The organism is Agrobacterium sp. CMT1 (assembly GCF_037203725.1).
Classification (GTDB): Bacteria; Pseudomonadota; Alphaproteobacteria; order Rhizobiales; family Rhizobiaceae; genus Agrobacterium; species Agrobacterium pusense.
Genome location: NZ_JBBCAR010000018.1, coordinates 59,057 through 74,552 on the forward strand (window position 1 = coordinate 59,057; position 15,496 = coordinate 74,552).

At 58.5% G+C, this 15,496-nt stretch carries 14 protein-coding genes; 6 read left to right on the plus strand and 8 right to left on the minus strand.

Features of this window, described 5'->3' with window-relative positions; genetic code table 11:
- Positions 1 to 155 precede the first annotated feature (155 nt).
- The gene (locus tag WA845_RS21525; RefSeq protein WP_112553226.1) at positions 156 to 641 is read left to right on the plus strand and encodes a hypothetical protein; all 486 of its coding nucleotides are present in this window, start codon (positions 156 to 158) and stop codon (positions 639 to 641) included.
- A gap of 149 nt (positions 642 to 790) precedes the next feature.
- On the opposite strand, the gene WA845_RS21530 is transcribed toward WA845_RS21525, so the two are convergent.
- The 5 genes from WA845_RS21530 to WA845_RS21550 form a co-directional block, all read right to left on the minus strand.
- On the minus strand, positions 791 to 1,903 hold the full coding sequence (locus WA845_RS21530) for a sn-glycerol-3-phosphate ABC transporter ATP-binding protein UgpC (protein ID WP_112553224.1): 1,113 nt from the start codon (positions 1,901 to 1,903) through the stop codon (positions 791 to 793).
- Positions 1,904 to 2,090: 187 nt separating this feature from the next.
- Complete coding sequence (locus WA845_RS21535; RefSeq protein ID WP_072495129.1) at positions 2,091 to 3,323, minus strand: ABC transporter substrate-binding protein; 1,233 nt, start codon at positions 3,321 to 3,323, stop codon at positions 2,091 to 2,093.
- A 38-nt stretch (positions 3,324 to 3,361) separates the two neighbouring features.
- Entirely contained in the window at positions 3,362 to 4,219 is an 858-nt protein-coding gene (locus WA845_RS21540) for a carbohydrate ABC transporter permease (protein ID WP_004443724.1), read from the minus strand.
- The gene (locus WA845_RS21545) at positions 4,216 to 5,100 is read right to left on the minus strand and encodes a carbohydrate ABC transporter permease (protein ID WP_004443728.1); all 885 of its coding nucleotides are present in this window, start codon (positions 5,098 to 5,100) and stop codon (positions 4,216 to 4,218) included. The genes WA845_RS21540 and WA845_RS21545 overlap by 4 nt, the downstream gene beginning before the upstream one ends.
- Positions 5,101 to 5,111: 11 nt before the next feature.
- Positions 5,112 to 6,293: a Gfo/Idh/MocA family oxidoreductase gene (locus tag WA845_RS21550; RefSeq protein WP_112553222.1), complete on the minus strand. Its 1,182-nt coding sequence runs from the start codon at positions 6,291 to 6,293 to the stop codon at positions 5,112 to 5,114.
- A gap of 440 nt (positions 6,294 to 6,733) precedes the next feature.
- Here WA845_RS21550 and WA845_RS21555 point away from each other — a divergent pair, with 440 nt between their 5' ends.
- From WA845_RS21555 to WA845_RS21570, 4 genes are read left to right on the plus strand one after another with little or no spacing between them, the layout of a single operon-like run.
- Complete coding sequence (locus tag WA845_RS21555; protein WP_006698212.1) at positions 6,734 to 7,486, plus strand: GntR family transcriptional regulator; 753 nt, start codon at positions 6,734 to 6,736, stop codon at positions 7,484 to 7,486.
- Positions 7,487 to 7,511: 25 nt separating this feature from the next.
- A complete protein-coding gene (locus tag WA845_RS21560; protein WP_004443735.1) occupies positions 7,512 to 8,534 on the plus strand; it encodes an SIS domain-containing protein in 1,023 nt (340 codons plus the stop codon).
- On the plus strand, positions 8,531 to 9,703 hold the full coding sequence (gene nagA, locus WA845_RS21565) for an N-acetylglucosamine-6-phosphate deacetylase (protein WP_337322571.1): 1,173 nt from the start codon (positions 8,531 to 8,533) through the stop codon (positions 9,701 to 9,703). The genes WA845_RS21560 and nagA overlap by 4 nt, the downstream gene beginning before the upstream one ends.
- Positions 9,704 to 9,706: 3 nt before the next feature.
- The gene (locus tag WA845_RS21570; protein ID WP_006698215.1) at positions 9,707 to 10,630 is read left to right on the plus strand and encodes an ROK family protein; all 924 of its coding nucleotides are present in this window, start codon (positions 9,707 to 9,709) and stop codon (positions 10,628 to 10,630) included.
- 26 nt (positions 10,631 to 10,656) lie between these two features.
- On the opposite strand, the gene WA845_RS21575 is transcribed toward WA845_RS21570, so the two are convergent.
- Positions 10,657 to 11,901 (minus strand): FAD-dependent oxidoreductase, encoded by a 1,245-nt coding sequence (locus WA845_RS21575; RefSeq protein ID WP_443111973.1) that lies wholly within the window; start codon positions 11,899 to 11,901, stop codon positions 10,657 to 10,659.
- Positions 11,902 to 11,918: 17 nt separating this feature from the next.
- Positions 11,919 to 12,617, minus strand: coding sequence for a phosphatase PAP2 family protein (locus WA845_RS21580; protein WP_077987018.1), 699 nt, complete (start codon positions 12,615 to 12,617; stop codon positions 11,919 to 11,921).
- Between the two features lie 187 nt (positions 12,618 to 12,804).
- On the opposite strand from WA845_RS21580, the gene dxr reads away from it, so the two are divergent.
- Positions 12,805 to 13,998, plus strand: a complete 1,194-nt coding sequence (gene dxr, locus WA845_RS21585; protein ID WP_112553216.1) for a 1-deoxy-D-xylulose-5-phosphate reductoisomerase — start codon at positions 12,805 to 12,807, stop codon at positions 13,996 to 13,998.
- Positions 13,999 to 14,031: 33 nt separating this feature from the next.
- Here the strand turns inward: dxr and hemA are convergent, their stop codons facing one another.
- Positions 14,032 to 15,249: a 5-aminolevulinate synthase gene (hemA, locus tag WA845_RS21590; protein WP_004443751.1), complete on the minus strand. Its 1,218-nt coding sequence runs from the start codon at positions 15,247 to 15,249 to the stop codon at positions 14,032 to 14,034.
- Positions 15,250 to 15,496 lie beyond the last annotated feature (247 nt).

Consider the following 15,496-nt stretch of genomic DNA (forward strand, 5'->3'; position numbering starts at 1 on the left):
CGGGAACCGCCGTTGTTCCGTCCTCCCGAAGACACGCCTGACATCCTCAATATGAAAACAGTTTTCTCTGTTGATTGGAAGATGAGCATATGCCAACAATAATCACCAGAGAAATTTCCAATTCCTGAAAATAATTTCAACAACGGACCAGAATCATGCGCGATCCCTTCCAAAACCCCTTCGCCGAAACCGACAGCGCCCGCCATTCCATCTGGGAGATGCTGGTAACGCGGGACATCGACGCTTTCCTTGCAGCCGACTGGTCCAGGGTAGCGGATGATTTCGTTGAAGACGGCTTCCTCGGCATCAATGCCAGTCGGGATGCAAATCCTGACAACTGGCGCCTGTCTTTCCCCTCCCTTGCCGCCTATCGCGACGAATGGCTGCGGCAGGCGGAGGATTTCCAAACCCAGCAATTTGCTGAAGACCCACGCCATGCGATCTTCACCACCACCACGCTTGAGGAAATCGAAGTGGAAGGCGAAACCGCGCTGGTTCGCAAGAAATTCGACGGCGGAATTCGCAGGGCCGATGGCGGTTTCGACGTCATGAAGTGGCAGACGCTTTATTACTGCCGGCTGCATGAAGGACGCTGGAAGATCAGCGGCTTTACCGGCTACATGCCCAACCCCATGCCGTGATCCAACGGAGATGCTGGAGTTCAGTGAAGGCCGGGCCAAAAGCCCGGCGTTATTTTTTCGCCCGGTGACGGGCAAAAATCGCCGGACACCGATCGCATCAGGAAAAGCCGGGCGCGTTAGGACAGAGTGCATGGCCCGACTCCCAGCCGTTATTGTATCAGCTTGAGGACGGAAAGATCGACGCGCCGCTCGAGAGCAATGCCGCTTTCGTCGAACAGGTGACAATCCGATGCCTTGACGCCGGTGACGATGGGCTCGTCCACCACCACGGGTGCGGAGCCGGAAAGCAGCGCGCAATAATTTTCACCTGTCGGCGCGACGCCATAGGCAATCGTGTTCACACCGAGCCGCTCGATGACACTGGGAGCCACCTTGATGTTGAGATCCGCCGGCTCGAGGCCGGTATGTTCGGGGCGAATGCCAAGCGTTAGCTGGGCGCCTTCCAGAGCAGCGCGAGGTTCCACCGGCACGGTGATCGTCTGGCCCTCATAAGCCACCGTTACACCCTCGGGACCGACGGATTTGCAGGTGACCTTCAGGAAGTTCATTTTCGGATTACCGATGAACCCCGCGACGAACAGGTTCGCCGGCTTGTGATAAAGTTCGAGCGGCGCGCCCACTTGGGCGATTTCGCCGGCATTCAGCACCACGATGCGGTCCGCCATGGTCATGGCCTCCACCTGATCGTGTGTGACATAGATCATCGTTGCCTTGAGCGTCTTGTGAAGATTGGTGAGCTCGATGCGCATATCGGCGCGAAGGGCGGCATCAAGATTGGAAAGCGGTTCGTCGAACAGGAATATCTTCGGTTCACGAACGATGGCGCGGCCGATGGCAACGCGCTGGCGCTGTCCGCCGGACAACATGCCGGGGCGCTGCTGCAGGCGCTGGTCGAGCTGAAGAATCTTTGCGACGCTCTCCACCTTGTCCTTGATCTTGCCCTCTTCCATCTTTTCGACGCGCAAAGGAAAAGCGATGTTTTCGAAAACAGTCATATGCGGATAGAGAGCATAGGACTGGAAGACCATGGCGATACCACGCTTGACCGGCGGCAGTTCATTGACCTTCACGCCGTTGATGACGACGTCGCCGCCGGAAATATCCTCAAGGCCGGCGATCATGCGCAGCAAAGTGGATTTGCCGCATCCCGAGGGGCCGACAAAAACGACGAACTCGCCATCCCTGATGTCGAGCTGGACGCCCTTGATGACTTCGAAATGTCCATAGTTCTTGCGGACGTTGTTGAGATAAAGCTGACCCAAGACTTGCCTCTCCCGTCAGCGGCCGAAATCTGGCCGCATTCAGAGACGTTCCGGACAATGATGCGGAAACCGCGTCAGACCGGAACCGTTGAAAAACACGAGAAAGAGCAGCCACAGGGGGCGGCGACCAATCTCACGGCGAAACGGACCGGTTGCGGGCATTACGCCCGCAACCGTTGCAATCGGATTATTTATATTGCTCGAGAGCGCCAGAAGCCTTCTTTGCCGCATCTTCCGGCGTTGCCTTGCCGGTAACGACAGACTGAACCATCTCGATCATCACGTCCTGGAAACCCTTGTAGTCCGTGAAGAGCGGCTCCGGCCCACCATAGGCGATACCGTCGATCAGCGGCTTCCAGAAGGGATCCTTCGCAACGAATTCGTCTACCTTGGCAGACGGACGCAGCGGGGTGAGGCCCGCGCCGCCCTGCAGCTCATATTCGCCCTGCGGGCCGGGCGACGTGATGAACTTCGCAAATTCGGTCGCCTTTTCTTCAACCCCGGTTCCCTTGAAGATCGCCAGGCTGTCGGTGATGAGCAGCGTGCCGGGACCCTTGGCTTCCGGGCCGAGCGGCAGGGTCGCGATACCCCAGTTGATCTTGGTTTCCTGCAGGCGTGTTGCGGCGCCCGAGCCGGCCTGGATCATGCCGACCTTACCATCGAGGAAGATGGCGCGGATTTCATTTTGCTCATAGGCCGTTGGGCCTTCCACGGAATAGGGCGTGATGTCCTTATAGGCCGTCAGCGCCGCGACAACCTGCGGGCTGTCGACCGTGATCTTGTCGCCGTCGATCACCTTGCCGTTGTTGGTATAAACCCAATGCATGAACTGGTGCATGGTGTTGTCGAAGGTCTTGGCGGGGAGGCCGTAACCGGCAATACCCGTCTTTTCCTTGATCTGCTTGGCGAAGGCTATTTCTTCAGCCCATGTCTTCGGCGGCACTTCGGGATCGAGACCCGCCTGCTTGAACAGGTCCTTGTTCCAGTATAGCGCCTTGGTCGAGAATGCGACGGGAACGCCCCACTGCGTGTCCTCGAACGTCACCGTGTCGACGATGTTGGGGTAATAGCTCTTCTTTTCGTCTTCGGTCATCGGCACCGGAACGATCAGATCGTTCTGCGCGAACTGCTTCAGCGTGCGCGAACCGACATAGGCCATGGCGACGGGCGTGCCGGCGGCGGCAAGCGTTGTCGCCTTGTCCTGGCACTGCGCCCAGCCGACGACCTCGGGCACAACCTTCCAGCCCTCGTTCTTGCCTTCCCATTCCTTGATATATTTTTCGTGGATCGGGTCCATCTTGTCGCCGCAATAGATCCAGCTGATCTCCTTGTCGGCCGCGTGCGCCGTCACCGTGGTAAGGGCAGTGGAACCGGCAAATGCGAAAGCGCAGAGCGCCAATCCGTAATGTTTCAGTGCCATAGGTAGTCTCCCGTTTTGGTGGTCGTTCCGGTTGTTGTTTATTTCACCGCGCCGGCGGTCAGCCCGCTGACGAGATATCGTTGCATGAAGAAGATCACGACCATGGCCGGCGCAATGCCGACGAAGCTGGCCGCCATCAACTCATTCCAGATGACTTCCTGACGACCGAAATAGGCGAAGAGGCCGATGGGCAGCGGCATATATTCGGTCTTGGAATTGAAAGTGAGCGCGAAGATGAACTGCTGCGCATAAGCGCCGATGAAGGTTGTGATGGAGACCACGGCGATACCCGGCATCGCAAGCGGCAGGATCACCCGACGGAAGGTGTAGAAGTAGCTTGCGCCATCCACATAGGCCGCCTCTTCCAGTTCCCGCGGGATACGCAGCATATAGGTGCGCAAAAGCCAGATCGCGGTCGGGATCAGGAAAGCGGCTCCGGGAATGATCATCGCCAGATAGGTGTTCAGCACACCCATATTGCGCATCAGCCGGTAAAGCGGGATCAGGAGCACGGCGCCGGAGAACATGTTGATCGCCAGAAATGCACCGAGCAATTGCCCGCGGCCGCGAAACTGGAACCGGGCGAAGGCATATGACGCCGGAACCACCAGAAGCAGAACGATGATCGTGGAGATCGTCGAAATGAAGAACGAGTTGAAAACGTAGCGGGCGAAGCCCGGAACGCTGACCCACATGGTGCGGTAGGCCTCGAAGGAACCGTTTGTCGGCCAGAACTTGTAAGGCGAGGAAAACAGCAGGCTGAGCGGTTTCAGCGAAACCAGGAATCCTTCAACGAAGGGCGCCAGCACGAAGGTCAGGAACACGGCGATACCGCAATAAATCCCGACAATTTCATACCACCTGTAGCGGTTGATCATCGCATTCTTGTCGGTCATCGGCTGGCCTCCTGCGAGATGCGGCTGGTAATGCGGAAGTAGAAATAGGTGAAGATCGACAGGAAGATGCAGATCAGCACGGCGCGCGCGGCACCCTCACCATATTTGTAAGAGCCGATCGCCGTCTTGTACGTGTCGATGATCATGGTCGTGGTCTGGCCGGTCGGTCCGCCCTGCGTCAGGATCCAGATGATATCGAAGGAATTAAAGGTCGAAATCAGCGAGATCATCGACATGGTAATCATCGCGGGCAGCATCAGCGGCAGCGTGATGCGGCGGAAGCGGTAGAGGCGGCTTGCCCCGTCTGTCCAAGCGGCCTCGTATAGATCCTGCGGAATGGCCTGGATGGCCGCCAGCAGATAGAGCGTCACCATCGGCACGCCGATCCAGACGTCAGTGACGATCGTTGCCCAGAATGCCGTTCTGCCATAGGCGAGGAATGCGACCGGACCATCCACCAGGCCGAGGTTCTGCAGCACGCCGGAAATCATGCCGAACTGGCCGTTATACATCCAGCCCCACATGAAGATGCCGATAGCCATCGGCACGATCCATGGCGGCATTGTCAGGATGCGAAACAGCGCCCGGCCGGGAACGGCGGAGTTCAGCAGCACTGCACCAAAGGTGCCGATGATCATCTTTATCGAGACGGAAAAGAACGTCCAGATAAAGGTCCGCGTGATGACATCGGCAAAAGTAGCGTTGAAGATCTTCTCGTAATTGATGAAGCCGACCCAATTTGTCGTTTTTCTGAGCGACGCATCGGTAAAGGACAGGATGAAGGTATCGACAAGCGGATAAGCAACGATAACCGTGATGTATAAAAGCGCCGGCAGAAGAAGGAGCCAGGCAAAGACGACCGCGCTGCGTTTCGCTTCCATCGCGCCGCCCCTCAAGCCGTTTTCACGGCAGGGGATTTCGGCTGCCCATGCAGGGCCAGATCATATGCCTCCCAAACCGGCTTCAGATCGACCACCTTGCGGCCATGACGCGCTTCATCCATCGCAAGCGCCAGAATACCGGCCTCGATTGCGTCGAGCGCGGAAACCGGAAGCGGCGCGCCCTCTACGACATGGGCGATGACATCCCCCGCCATCTGCTCGTCCGCACCATAATGCTGCGAGAGCGTGGTTGCCGCCGAATAGGTCTTGGCCATGGTCTTTTCATTGGTGCGGGCATTGTGCACGTTGAGAAAACCGCGCACGAAATCGCCCTCCGCCATGCCCTTGGCGCCGATGACGCAGAAACGGCGGAAATCATCGGGAACGTTGAGATTGGTATGGAAAGCAAGCGAAGCGCCGTTTTCATATTCGACGATCGCCGTCTGATAATCGATGATGTCGCCGTCGCTGTCGAAAACCTTGTCGGATCCCATCCAGCCGCTCGGCTTGCGATGGTAAACCTCCATGTCGTTGATGCCATCATTCTGCGGCGCATTGGCCGGCGTGAAGCTTTTGCGCCCGCCAAAGCTCGATACGAAACGGGGTCGCGCGCCGACAACACCATTGTAGAGATCGAGATCGTGGCAGCATTTTTCGAGCATGAACGAGCCGGAATAGTGCTCATAACGCCGCCAGTCGCGCATGAAGAATGCGCCGTGATAGGGCGGAATATGCTCGGAAGCCTCGATGGAAACGACATCGCCAAGCTTACCTTCAGCCTGTGCGGCGCGCAGATCGCGGTAAAGCGGCGAATATCGCAGAACGAGACCCACCAGCAACCGCTCGTGACCATGCTTGTTGAGGAGCCGGGCAAGTTCGAGGCTTTCCTCGATGCTGACGACGATCGGCTTTTCGGAGAAGATGGTGCAACCCGCCTCAAGACCAATGCGGATATGGTCGAGATGCATGTGGTTCGGCGAACCGATCATCAGGAGATCGAATTTTTCATTGGCGATCAAGGCCTCGGGGCTGTCGTAAGCCTTGCCGGCCGAGATCCCCTTTTCCTTGAGACCCGGCAGGCCCGCCGGCGCCGGATCGACATAACCGACGATCTCGAAATCCTTGTCGATCTCATGAAAAACGTAGCCCAGATAACCGAGACGGAATCCGAGTCCGATAATTCCCACCTTCATGAACTTTGTTCCCTGCTCATTCGTAAATAATTTTCGCAGACTCAGCCAATTCTCCGCTGGCTATTCAGTTATCTGCGATAATTTCCAACCATGATGAAATTAGTTTTCAAAACGGTCAAGCAAAATTCGATTTACTCTGGCAAGTCGCGGATATGAAACCGATTCTTCCAGGCCGGCAGGACGCGCAACAGCTATTCACCGGCAACCGATGCCAAAACAATACCAAAAAAATGCCAATCGTCTAGAGCAATTACAATGCTCAGAAAATTTTTTTGGTTAATGCGGAAATTTCGATCATAAGGCCTTAAATTGAGGCATTAGAACGAAAAAAGCTCCGATTAATAATACAAGTTCGCCAATGGTTCTATTTTGGTATTGCTGATGGCGACTTGTGTGGTATAGCCAGAAGCAGCCATATCGTATTGTAACAGAGGTTATGGATGAACGGGGCAGCGCTTAATCTGGAGGATCTGCAATCGGGTGGCGGCCCGCTTTACCTAAAGCTGCGCCAGACGATTGAAGACGCCATCAATGGTGGCCGCCTGAAACATGGCGATGCCTTGCCGCCAGAGCGCGACATTGCGGAAAGTGCCTGCGTCAGCCGCGTCACGGTGCGCAAGGCTGTGGATGACCTCGTGCGCGACGGCCTCCTCGTCCGGCGGCACGGTTCCGGTACCTTTGTCGTCAAGCCGATCACCCGCATGCAACAGCCTCTGACCAAGCTCACTTCGTTTACGGAGGACATGCGCCGGCGTGGCATGACGGCGAGCACCCGATGGCTGGACAGAGGCCTCTTTCACCCCACCGGCGACGAAATGATGGCGCTTGGCCTTTCACAATCGGCCATGGTGGCGCGGCTCACCCGTCTGCGCCTTGCCAATGACCAGCCGATCGCGCTCGAAGTCACGAGCCTGCCAGGCGATATTCTGCCCGACCCGCAACAGGTCGAAAATTCGCTCTATCTTGAGCTTGAGAAAAGTGGCATTCGCCCGGTGCGCGCCATCCAGCGCATCTCTGCCCGTAACCTTACCGATGAAGAAACCCTGCTGCTTGGCGTTCCGCCGGGCTCGGCAGCGCTTTCCGTTCAGCGAATGGCCTATCTGGAAAGCGGGCGCCTTATGGAAATATCCCGTGCGCTGTACCGCAGCGACGCCTATGACCTCGTCGCCGAACTGACGATGGGCCCCGAGTGACCACCAGTGATCAAGGACAGAAACAATGACAACCCTGATGCGCCAGGAAATCGATGAGATTCCCGATGCAGTCGCCCGCCTGCTCGACAATGCCAATTCGGACTTCCAGGAAGCCGGCGCCAAGCTGAAGGCCCGTGATCCGGCCGTTATCGTCACAATCGCCCGTGGATCTTCCGATCACGCCGCCCATTTCCTGAAATATGCCATCGAACTGCAGACCGGGCTTCCGGTCGCCTCGCTCGGCCCGTCGCTCGCCTCCATCTACCAGACGAAGCTGCGGCTGGAACGGGCGGCGGCCATTGCCGTTTCGCAATCGGGCAAGAGCCCGGATATCGTCGCCTTGGCGCAAAGTGCGCGCGATGGCGGCGCGCTCACTTTCTCGCTCGTCAACACCCTGCCATCTGCGCTCGGCGATGCCGCCGATCACGCGATCGATATACAGGCTGGCCCGGAAAAAGCCGTGGCTGCCACCAAATCCTTCGTCAACTCCATCGTTGCCGGTCTCGCGATCCTTGCGGAATGGACGGAAGACAACCTGCTTGCCAAGGCGATCAGCGCCCTGCCGCAGAATTTCGCCCGAGCCGTCGCCCTTGACTGGAGCCACATCGGCGAGGCGGTCAAGGGTGAGGAATCGCTTTATATGCTTGGCCGTGGTCCTGCTCTCGCCATCGCCGCGGAAGCCGCGCTGAAATGCAAGGAAACCTGCGAACTGCACGCGGAAGCCTATTCGTCGGCGGAAGTCATGCATGGCCCGGTTTCGCTGGTCGCGCCGAGATTTCCGGTGATCGCCTTTGCCGCCCGTGACCGCGCCGAGACCTCCGTGACGGAAATTGCCGCAAATCTCTCCCGCAAGGGCGCCAATGTTTTCGTTACATCCTCAAAAGGCAGCCCCGCCAAGTCCCTGCCCTTCGTGGAAACCAACCATCCGCTGACCGATGCATTGTTGTTGATCGCGCCGTTTTACGGCTTCATCGAGCAATTGTCGCGCCTGCGCGGCTTCAACCCGGATGCGCCGGTGGCGTTGAAGAAGGTGACGGAAACTCAATGAGCGGCATCAAGGCATTTGTCGGCGCCCGCATTTTCGATGGTGCCGCATGGCACGACGACAGGGTGCTCGTGACCGTGGATGGCCGTGTCGGCGACATCAGTGGCCGCATGTCCGCACCGGCAGAAGCCGAGATCATCGACGCGCCAGGATTGCTGATCACGCCTGGCTTCATTGACCTTCAGGTCAACGGCGGCGGTGGGGTGATGTTCAATAACCAGCCGGATGCGAAAGGAATAGCCCGGATCTGCTCCGCCCATGCGAAATTCGGCACCACGGCGCTGATGGTCACGCTCATCACCGACCGGCCGGATATCACATTGCGAGCCGCCGAAGCGGGCATTGACGCCCAAAGAGAAAGGGTGCCCGGTTTTCTCGGACTGCATTTCGAGGGTCCGCATCTTTCGGTTACCCGCAAGGGCACACATGATCCGGCACTGATCCGCAAAATGGAAGCGCCTGATCTGGCGGTGCTGACCGGATGCAAGGCAAAACTCCCCTTCGTGATGACGACCGTTGCCCCAGAGAATGTAACCTTGGAACAGGTCAAGGCGCTGGCAGAAGCCGGCATCGTCGTCAGTCTCGGCCACACGGACACAGGACTCGACATGGTGACTGCCTATGCCGAAGCAGGTGCTTCGATGGTCACACATCTTTTCAATGCCATGAGCCCGCTCGGTCATCGCGAGCCGGGGCTCGTGGGGGCGGCACTTTCAAACGGCAAGCTCGATTGTGGATTGATCGCCGACGGTTTCCATGTCGATCCGGCCGCGATGGGCATTGCGCTGCGCGCAAAGAATGGCCCGGCCCACATCTTCCTCGTCACTGATGCCATGTCGACTATCGGCACCGACGATGATGGTTTTGAACTGAATGGCAGGCGTGTCTATCGCAACGGCGGCCGGCTGACGCTTGAAGACGGTACGCTGGCGGGGGCGGATATCGATATGCTCTCCTGCATTCGCTTCATGCACGAAAAGCTGGACGCGCCGCTGGAAGAGGCCTTGAGAATGGCGTCAGCCTATCCTGCCGAGGCGATCGGCGCTTCTGGCAAAGGCAGACTTCTGCCTGGTTTCGATGCGGATTTGGTCATGCTTACACCTGACCTTCAGATGCATTCGACATGGATCGGCGGAGAAAAGATCCACGATGCCGCTCGCTCTGGAGGCTGAATTATGATCGTTTGTTTCGATATAGGCGGAACGACCATCAAGGGCGCGATTGCTTACGCTCCTGACGATATTCGCCCCGTGCCGCGCATCCCGACTCCAAAGACCAGCTTTGAAGACTTTGCCGCTGGCCTGAAATCCGTCATCGACAATAGTGGCGGCACACCCGCCTGCGTGTCGCTGTCGATTGCCGGCGTCATCGATGCCGACACCGGCAGGGCCACTGTCGCCAATATTCCAAGTATTCATGGCCGCGCGCTGAAGGACGAACTGGAACAGGCGCTGGGCCTTCCTGTCATCGTCTCCAACGATGCCGACTGTTTCGTGATGGCTGAATCGGAGATCGGTTCCGGGCGGGGTCATCGCGTGGTTTTTGGCGTCATCCTCGGAACCGGTGTCGGCGGAGGTCTGGTGATCGACGGCCGTCTCATCAACAGCGAGGGTGGCTTCGCCGGCGAATGGGGCCACGGACCCGTGGCTGCGACGCGGGCCGGCAACCCGCCGGTCGAGTTGCCTCGGTTCGAATGCGGCTGTGGTCTCACGGGTTGTGTCGATGCCATTGGCAGCGCCCGCGGCATGGAAAAGCTTCATATGCATCTCCACCGGCAGGACATGACCAGCGAGGAGATCATCGCAGCCTGGCTGGGCGGCAACCCGGACGCCGCAAGAACCATCGATATCCTTGTCGATATTCTCGCTTCGCCGCTGGCGATGGTGATCAACGTCACCGGCGCAACCATCGTGCCGGTCGGCGGCGGCCTGTCAAACTCCAGGGAACTGCTTGCCACACTGGATGAAGCGGTCAGAGCCCGAATTCTCCGTCGCTTCGCCCGGCCGCTGGTCGTGCCTGCCATCTGCAGGATTGAACCGGGACTGATCGGCTCGGCCGTTCTCGGGCTTAAACATGCACGGGTGATCGAAGAGGCCTGAGCGGACGCTTGCACGCCACCAAAGGATCAACGGGTCAACTTCTCCCGTCGGAAACCGAGGCCGATCAAACGGCCGGCGAGATGGGCGAGAAGCGGAACGCGGGCAATCATGCGCACGAAAGCGGGGGGCCCTTTCGCCTTGCGGCTATTGCCCTGATCCTTCTTCCGGCTGCTGCGCATCATCAATTGCAGCTTTTGTGTCGCCTTTGTCGGAAATGAGCGCCGCGCTTCGATGGCCATCAATTCCCGCTCGCCTGGCTTTTCGCCCCGCGCAAGAACGGGAATGAGAATATTTGCGGCGGCAACGGCATCCTGAATGGCAAGATTGACACCGACGCCGCCAATGGGCGACATGGCGTGAGCCGCGTCACCGATGCAGATGAGGCCAGGCTTCCACCACCGCTTCAGCCGGTCGATCCTGACCGTCAGCAGATGCACATCCTCAAAGGTCTGAAGTTCGAGAAGCCGTTCCTGCGGCAGCGGGCACACTTTCGCCACCGCATCGCGGAACGCTGCGATACCCTGAACCCTCATCTCGGCGAAGGTTCCGCGGCGGACCACAAAACCGCACTGCCAATAATCGCCGCGATCTATCAGGACGAAACCCTGCTGGGGGCCGGCATGCCCCATGGTTTCCGCCGGATCGCCCGGCTGCCTGGATAGTTTCATCCAGAGAACCTCCGTCGGCTGCCCGAAGCTTTCCACCAACAGACCTGCCTTGTCCCGCACGATTGAATTGCGGCCATCCGCCCCGATCACGAGCTCGGCATCGATCTCCAGCGGCCCGTCGGACGTATCCACCACGAGACCCGCAACAACGCCATCGCGCTCGCGCAGACCCGAGACACCTGCATTCATGAGCAGCGTGAAATTCTCATATTGCCCTGCCTTGCCGGCAAGAAAGCTTAGGAAATCCCATTGCGGCATGAAGGCGATGAAACGGTTTCTCGCAGGCAGCCGGGAAAAATCGGCGATGGTGACCGTCTGACCCGCAATCTCGGCATGAAGTTTCTGCGCTCTCGTATGCGGCAGCGCCAGAAACTCCCGAATGAAGCCTAGCTGCTCAACAATATCGAGAGTGGAAGGATGAATGGTATCGCCCCGAAAATCGCGCAGGAAATCGCCATGCTTTTCAACGATGGTGACATCGATACCTGCTCTCGCAAGGAGGAGCCCGAGCATGAGCCCGGCAGGGCCAGCGCCGGCAATGGCAACCCTTGTGATGATCCGCTTCCGCTCTGGCATTTCGGCGTCAAGGCCCCAGGCAACCATACGATCCCCCACCACCATCAAGTCTTTTGCGCAGGTAAGGCCACGTTTTTCGGTTGCGGCCACCCCTGTGCGTCGAACCGGAACAACATATCGGACCTGGCGAAGATAAAGGCGAAGGCCATGGCCGTCCACATGCCGAGCAGCAGCCCGGCCGCCACATCGCTCGGATAATGTGCGCCGACAATGACACGTGAGACGCCGATCACAAGGGCAAGCAGAAGAAACGCCCAGCGAAAGCGCGGCATAAGCATGGCAAAGACACCGAAAAACGCCCCGGCAGCCGTGGAATGGCCGGAAGGAAAGCTTTCATAAAGATTGTCTCCGGTGAAGGGTGTGAGGCTATACGCCCCCATTTCCAGAAGGAGCTCCGGTCGCGCCCGGCCGATCAGGAACTTTAGCGTATGAACGAGAATGCTCGCGGTCCCGATTGTCAGAAAGAAATAGGAGAGAAGCCGCCACGCTGTCCGCAACCGGCCATGATAGGTCTGCGCGCTGAGAACCCGCGCCGCGACATAGGCGAGAATGGCCAGCGCGCCGGTGGAATAAAGCATCCAGCGGAAAGTTCCGAAATCGGTAATCGCACGATTAAAGGACACCACTGCACCGGGCAACGCTTGCGCGCTTTCCGAGAGGCGCGGATCAAAAGGGACAAAGGCCGCAACCAGCACAAGGCTCGCCGCAAAAATCCATCCGCTGGAAACGAGAAAACGCCGCATCAATATCCTCTCATCGTTTTTCTTGCATATGGCTTTGCCATCCGCGAAAACAATAGGCTGGCTTTGTCCTTGTTATGGCTTGTTTTCGCGGGTAGAGGCTAAAGCATATAGCCCGAAAACGTGCAGTACCTTCGGGAGAACGGCACGCCCGAAGAATTGCGACCAGCAACGGACCGACGGACTGAAAATGACGAATGCCAGTGAAATGCCCCGCAAGCTGACGATCTTGGGTTCGACGGGTTCGATCGGCTCCAATACGCTGGATGTGGTCCGTCAACTGGGCGGCAGGGGCCAATTCGAGATCGTGGCTTTGACCGGCGCCGGGAATATCGCCCTTCTGGCGGAGCAGGCGCGACAATTCGGCGCGGAGCTTGCCGTTACCGCCGAGGACGACAACTACGAAGACCTCAAGTCCGCTCTCGCAGGAACGGGCATAAAGACCGCGGCAGGCAAATCCGGTCTTGAAGAGGCGGCTTCGATGGATGCCGGCTGGGTGATGGCGGCCATTGCCGGAACCCCGGGTCTGGCCCCCACGGTGACTGCGGCCAAGCGTGGCGCAGATATCGCCCTCGCCAACAAGGAGTGCCTCGTTTCGGCGGGCGATGTTTTTGTACGCACGGTCAAGCAGGGTGGCGGCAGGCTGATCCCGGTCGACAGCGAGCACAGCGCAATCTTCCAGTGCCTCACGGGCGATCACAGAGAGGCTGTGGAACGCATCATCCTGACGGCTTCCGGCGGCCCGTTCCGGACATGGTCGCGCGAAGAAATGACCAATGTCACGGCGGACGTCGCCCGCGCCCATCCCAACTGGTCAATGGGGTTGAAGGTTTCCATCGGCAGCGCGTCCATGTTCAACAAGGGACTGGAGATGATCGAGGCGAAATATCTCTTCGATCTCAGGCCGGATCAGGTTGAGGTAATAGTCCATCCGCAGTCGATCGTGCATTCGATGGTTGGCTACAGCGACGGCTCTTACATCGCGCAGCTCGGATCTCCCGATATGCGCACCGCCATTTCTTACGCCCTTACCTATCCTGAGCGCGGACAGCTGAACGTCGAACGGCTGGATTTCGCAAAACTGGCGAGGCTCGATTTCGAGGCGCCGGATGAGGCACGGTTCCCGGCACTTCGGCTGGCGCGAACCGCGCTGGAGCGCGGTGGCTTACAGGGTGCCGCCCTGAACGCCGCCGAGGAGACCGCCTTTCACGCCTTCGTCGACGGCGCCATCGGTTTCCTCGATATGGCGGACATCGTGGAAACGGTTATGGACCGGATGGATGACGGCCGCAGCGCTGGCACGATCGAAGATGTATTCGCGGCAGATGAGGAAGCCCGCCGCCATGCCGGCGAACTCATCTCCACCAAAGAAAAGGCCGCGTAAACGCGGCCCGATTTCCCTATCCGAAGAGTTTCCTTACGCCACCGCACGCGCCAGCGCACAATGCGACCAGAGTTGATGCAGCGCGCCGACCAGATGCTCGATGTCCGCGTCGCTATGCAGCGGGGTCGGGGTGATGCGCAGACGCTCGGTCTTACGCGGCACGGTCGGATAATTGATCGGCTGCACATAGACGCCGTGACTGTCGAGCAGGATATCAGATATCCATTTGCACTTGGCAGCATCGCCCACCATGACCGGCACGATGTGGCTTGGATTGTCCATATGCGGAATGCCGCGCGCATCGAGAAGTCCACGCAGCTTCCGCACGCGGTCCTGATGACGGGCCCGCTCGAAAGGGCTTGCCTTCAGATGCTGGATCGAAGCAATCGCCCCGGCGGCGAGCGACGGCGGCAATGCCGTGGTGAAGATGAAGCCGGAAGCGAAGGAGCGGATGAAATCGCAGACCGCGGTGGAGCCGGTAATGTAACCGCCCATGACGCCGAAGGCCTTGCCGAGCGTTCCCTCGATGATCGTCAGGCGATCCATCAGGCCTTCGCGCTCGGCAATGCCGCCGCCGCGCGGGCCGTACATGCCCACAGCGTGGACTTCATCGAGATAGGTCATGGCGCCATAACGATCGGCAAGATCGCAGATTTCCCTGATCGGCGCGATATCGCCGTCCATGGAATAAACGGATTCGAAAGCGATGAGCTTCGGCGCGTTCGGATCAGCGGCCTGGAGCTTGGCCTCGAGGTCCTCGAGATCATTGTGCTTCCAGATCACCCGCTCACAACGGCCATAACGGATGCCCTCGATCATTGAGGCATGGTTGAGCGCGTCCGAAAAGATGATCAGGCCAGGTATCTTCTGGCCGAGCGTGCCGAGGGTAGCCCAGTTGGACACATAGCCTGAGGTGAAGATCAGCGCCGATTCCTTGCCATGGAGGTCAGCAAGTTCGCGCTCGAGCAGGACATGATAGTGGTTGGTGCCAGAAATATTCCGGGTGCCTCCCGCACCCGCGCCACAGTGATCAATGGCGGCTTTCATGGCTTCGACAACCTTCGGGTTCTGGCCCATGCCGAGATAGTCGTTGGAACACCAGACAGTAACGTCCTTGCGTTCACCATTGGCGTTATACCGGGTCGCGCGGGGGAAATTGCCCTGCTGGCGTTCGATATCCGCAAAAACGCGATAGCGTCCCTCAGAATGCAGGCTTTGCAGTTCCGTCGTGAAAAATGCCTCGAAGTCCATGCCATGCTCCAGAATTGACCAGCTCGTTCTCTGCCTCGTTGCCGGGACCGTCAACCCTTCCGGGCTATTTTAGCCGCCACTGCGTCAATTCGCCGTTGTTTTGAACCATTCCAATAAACCGTTTATAGCCGCTCATGAAAAGCGCAAAATTGATTCACATCAAAAAAGCGGATTTTTGGAACCTTTTTTGCGCCGCGCCGTTGTTTGGGGCACAATCGATTTACGCTCGGAGGAATGCCTTAAGTGG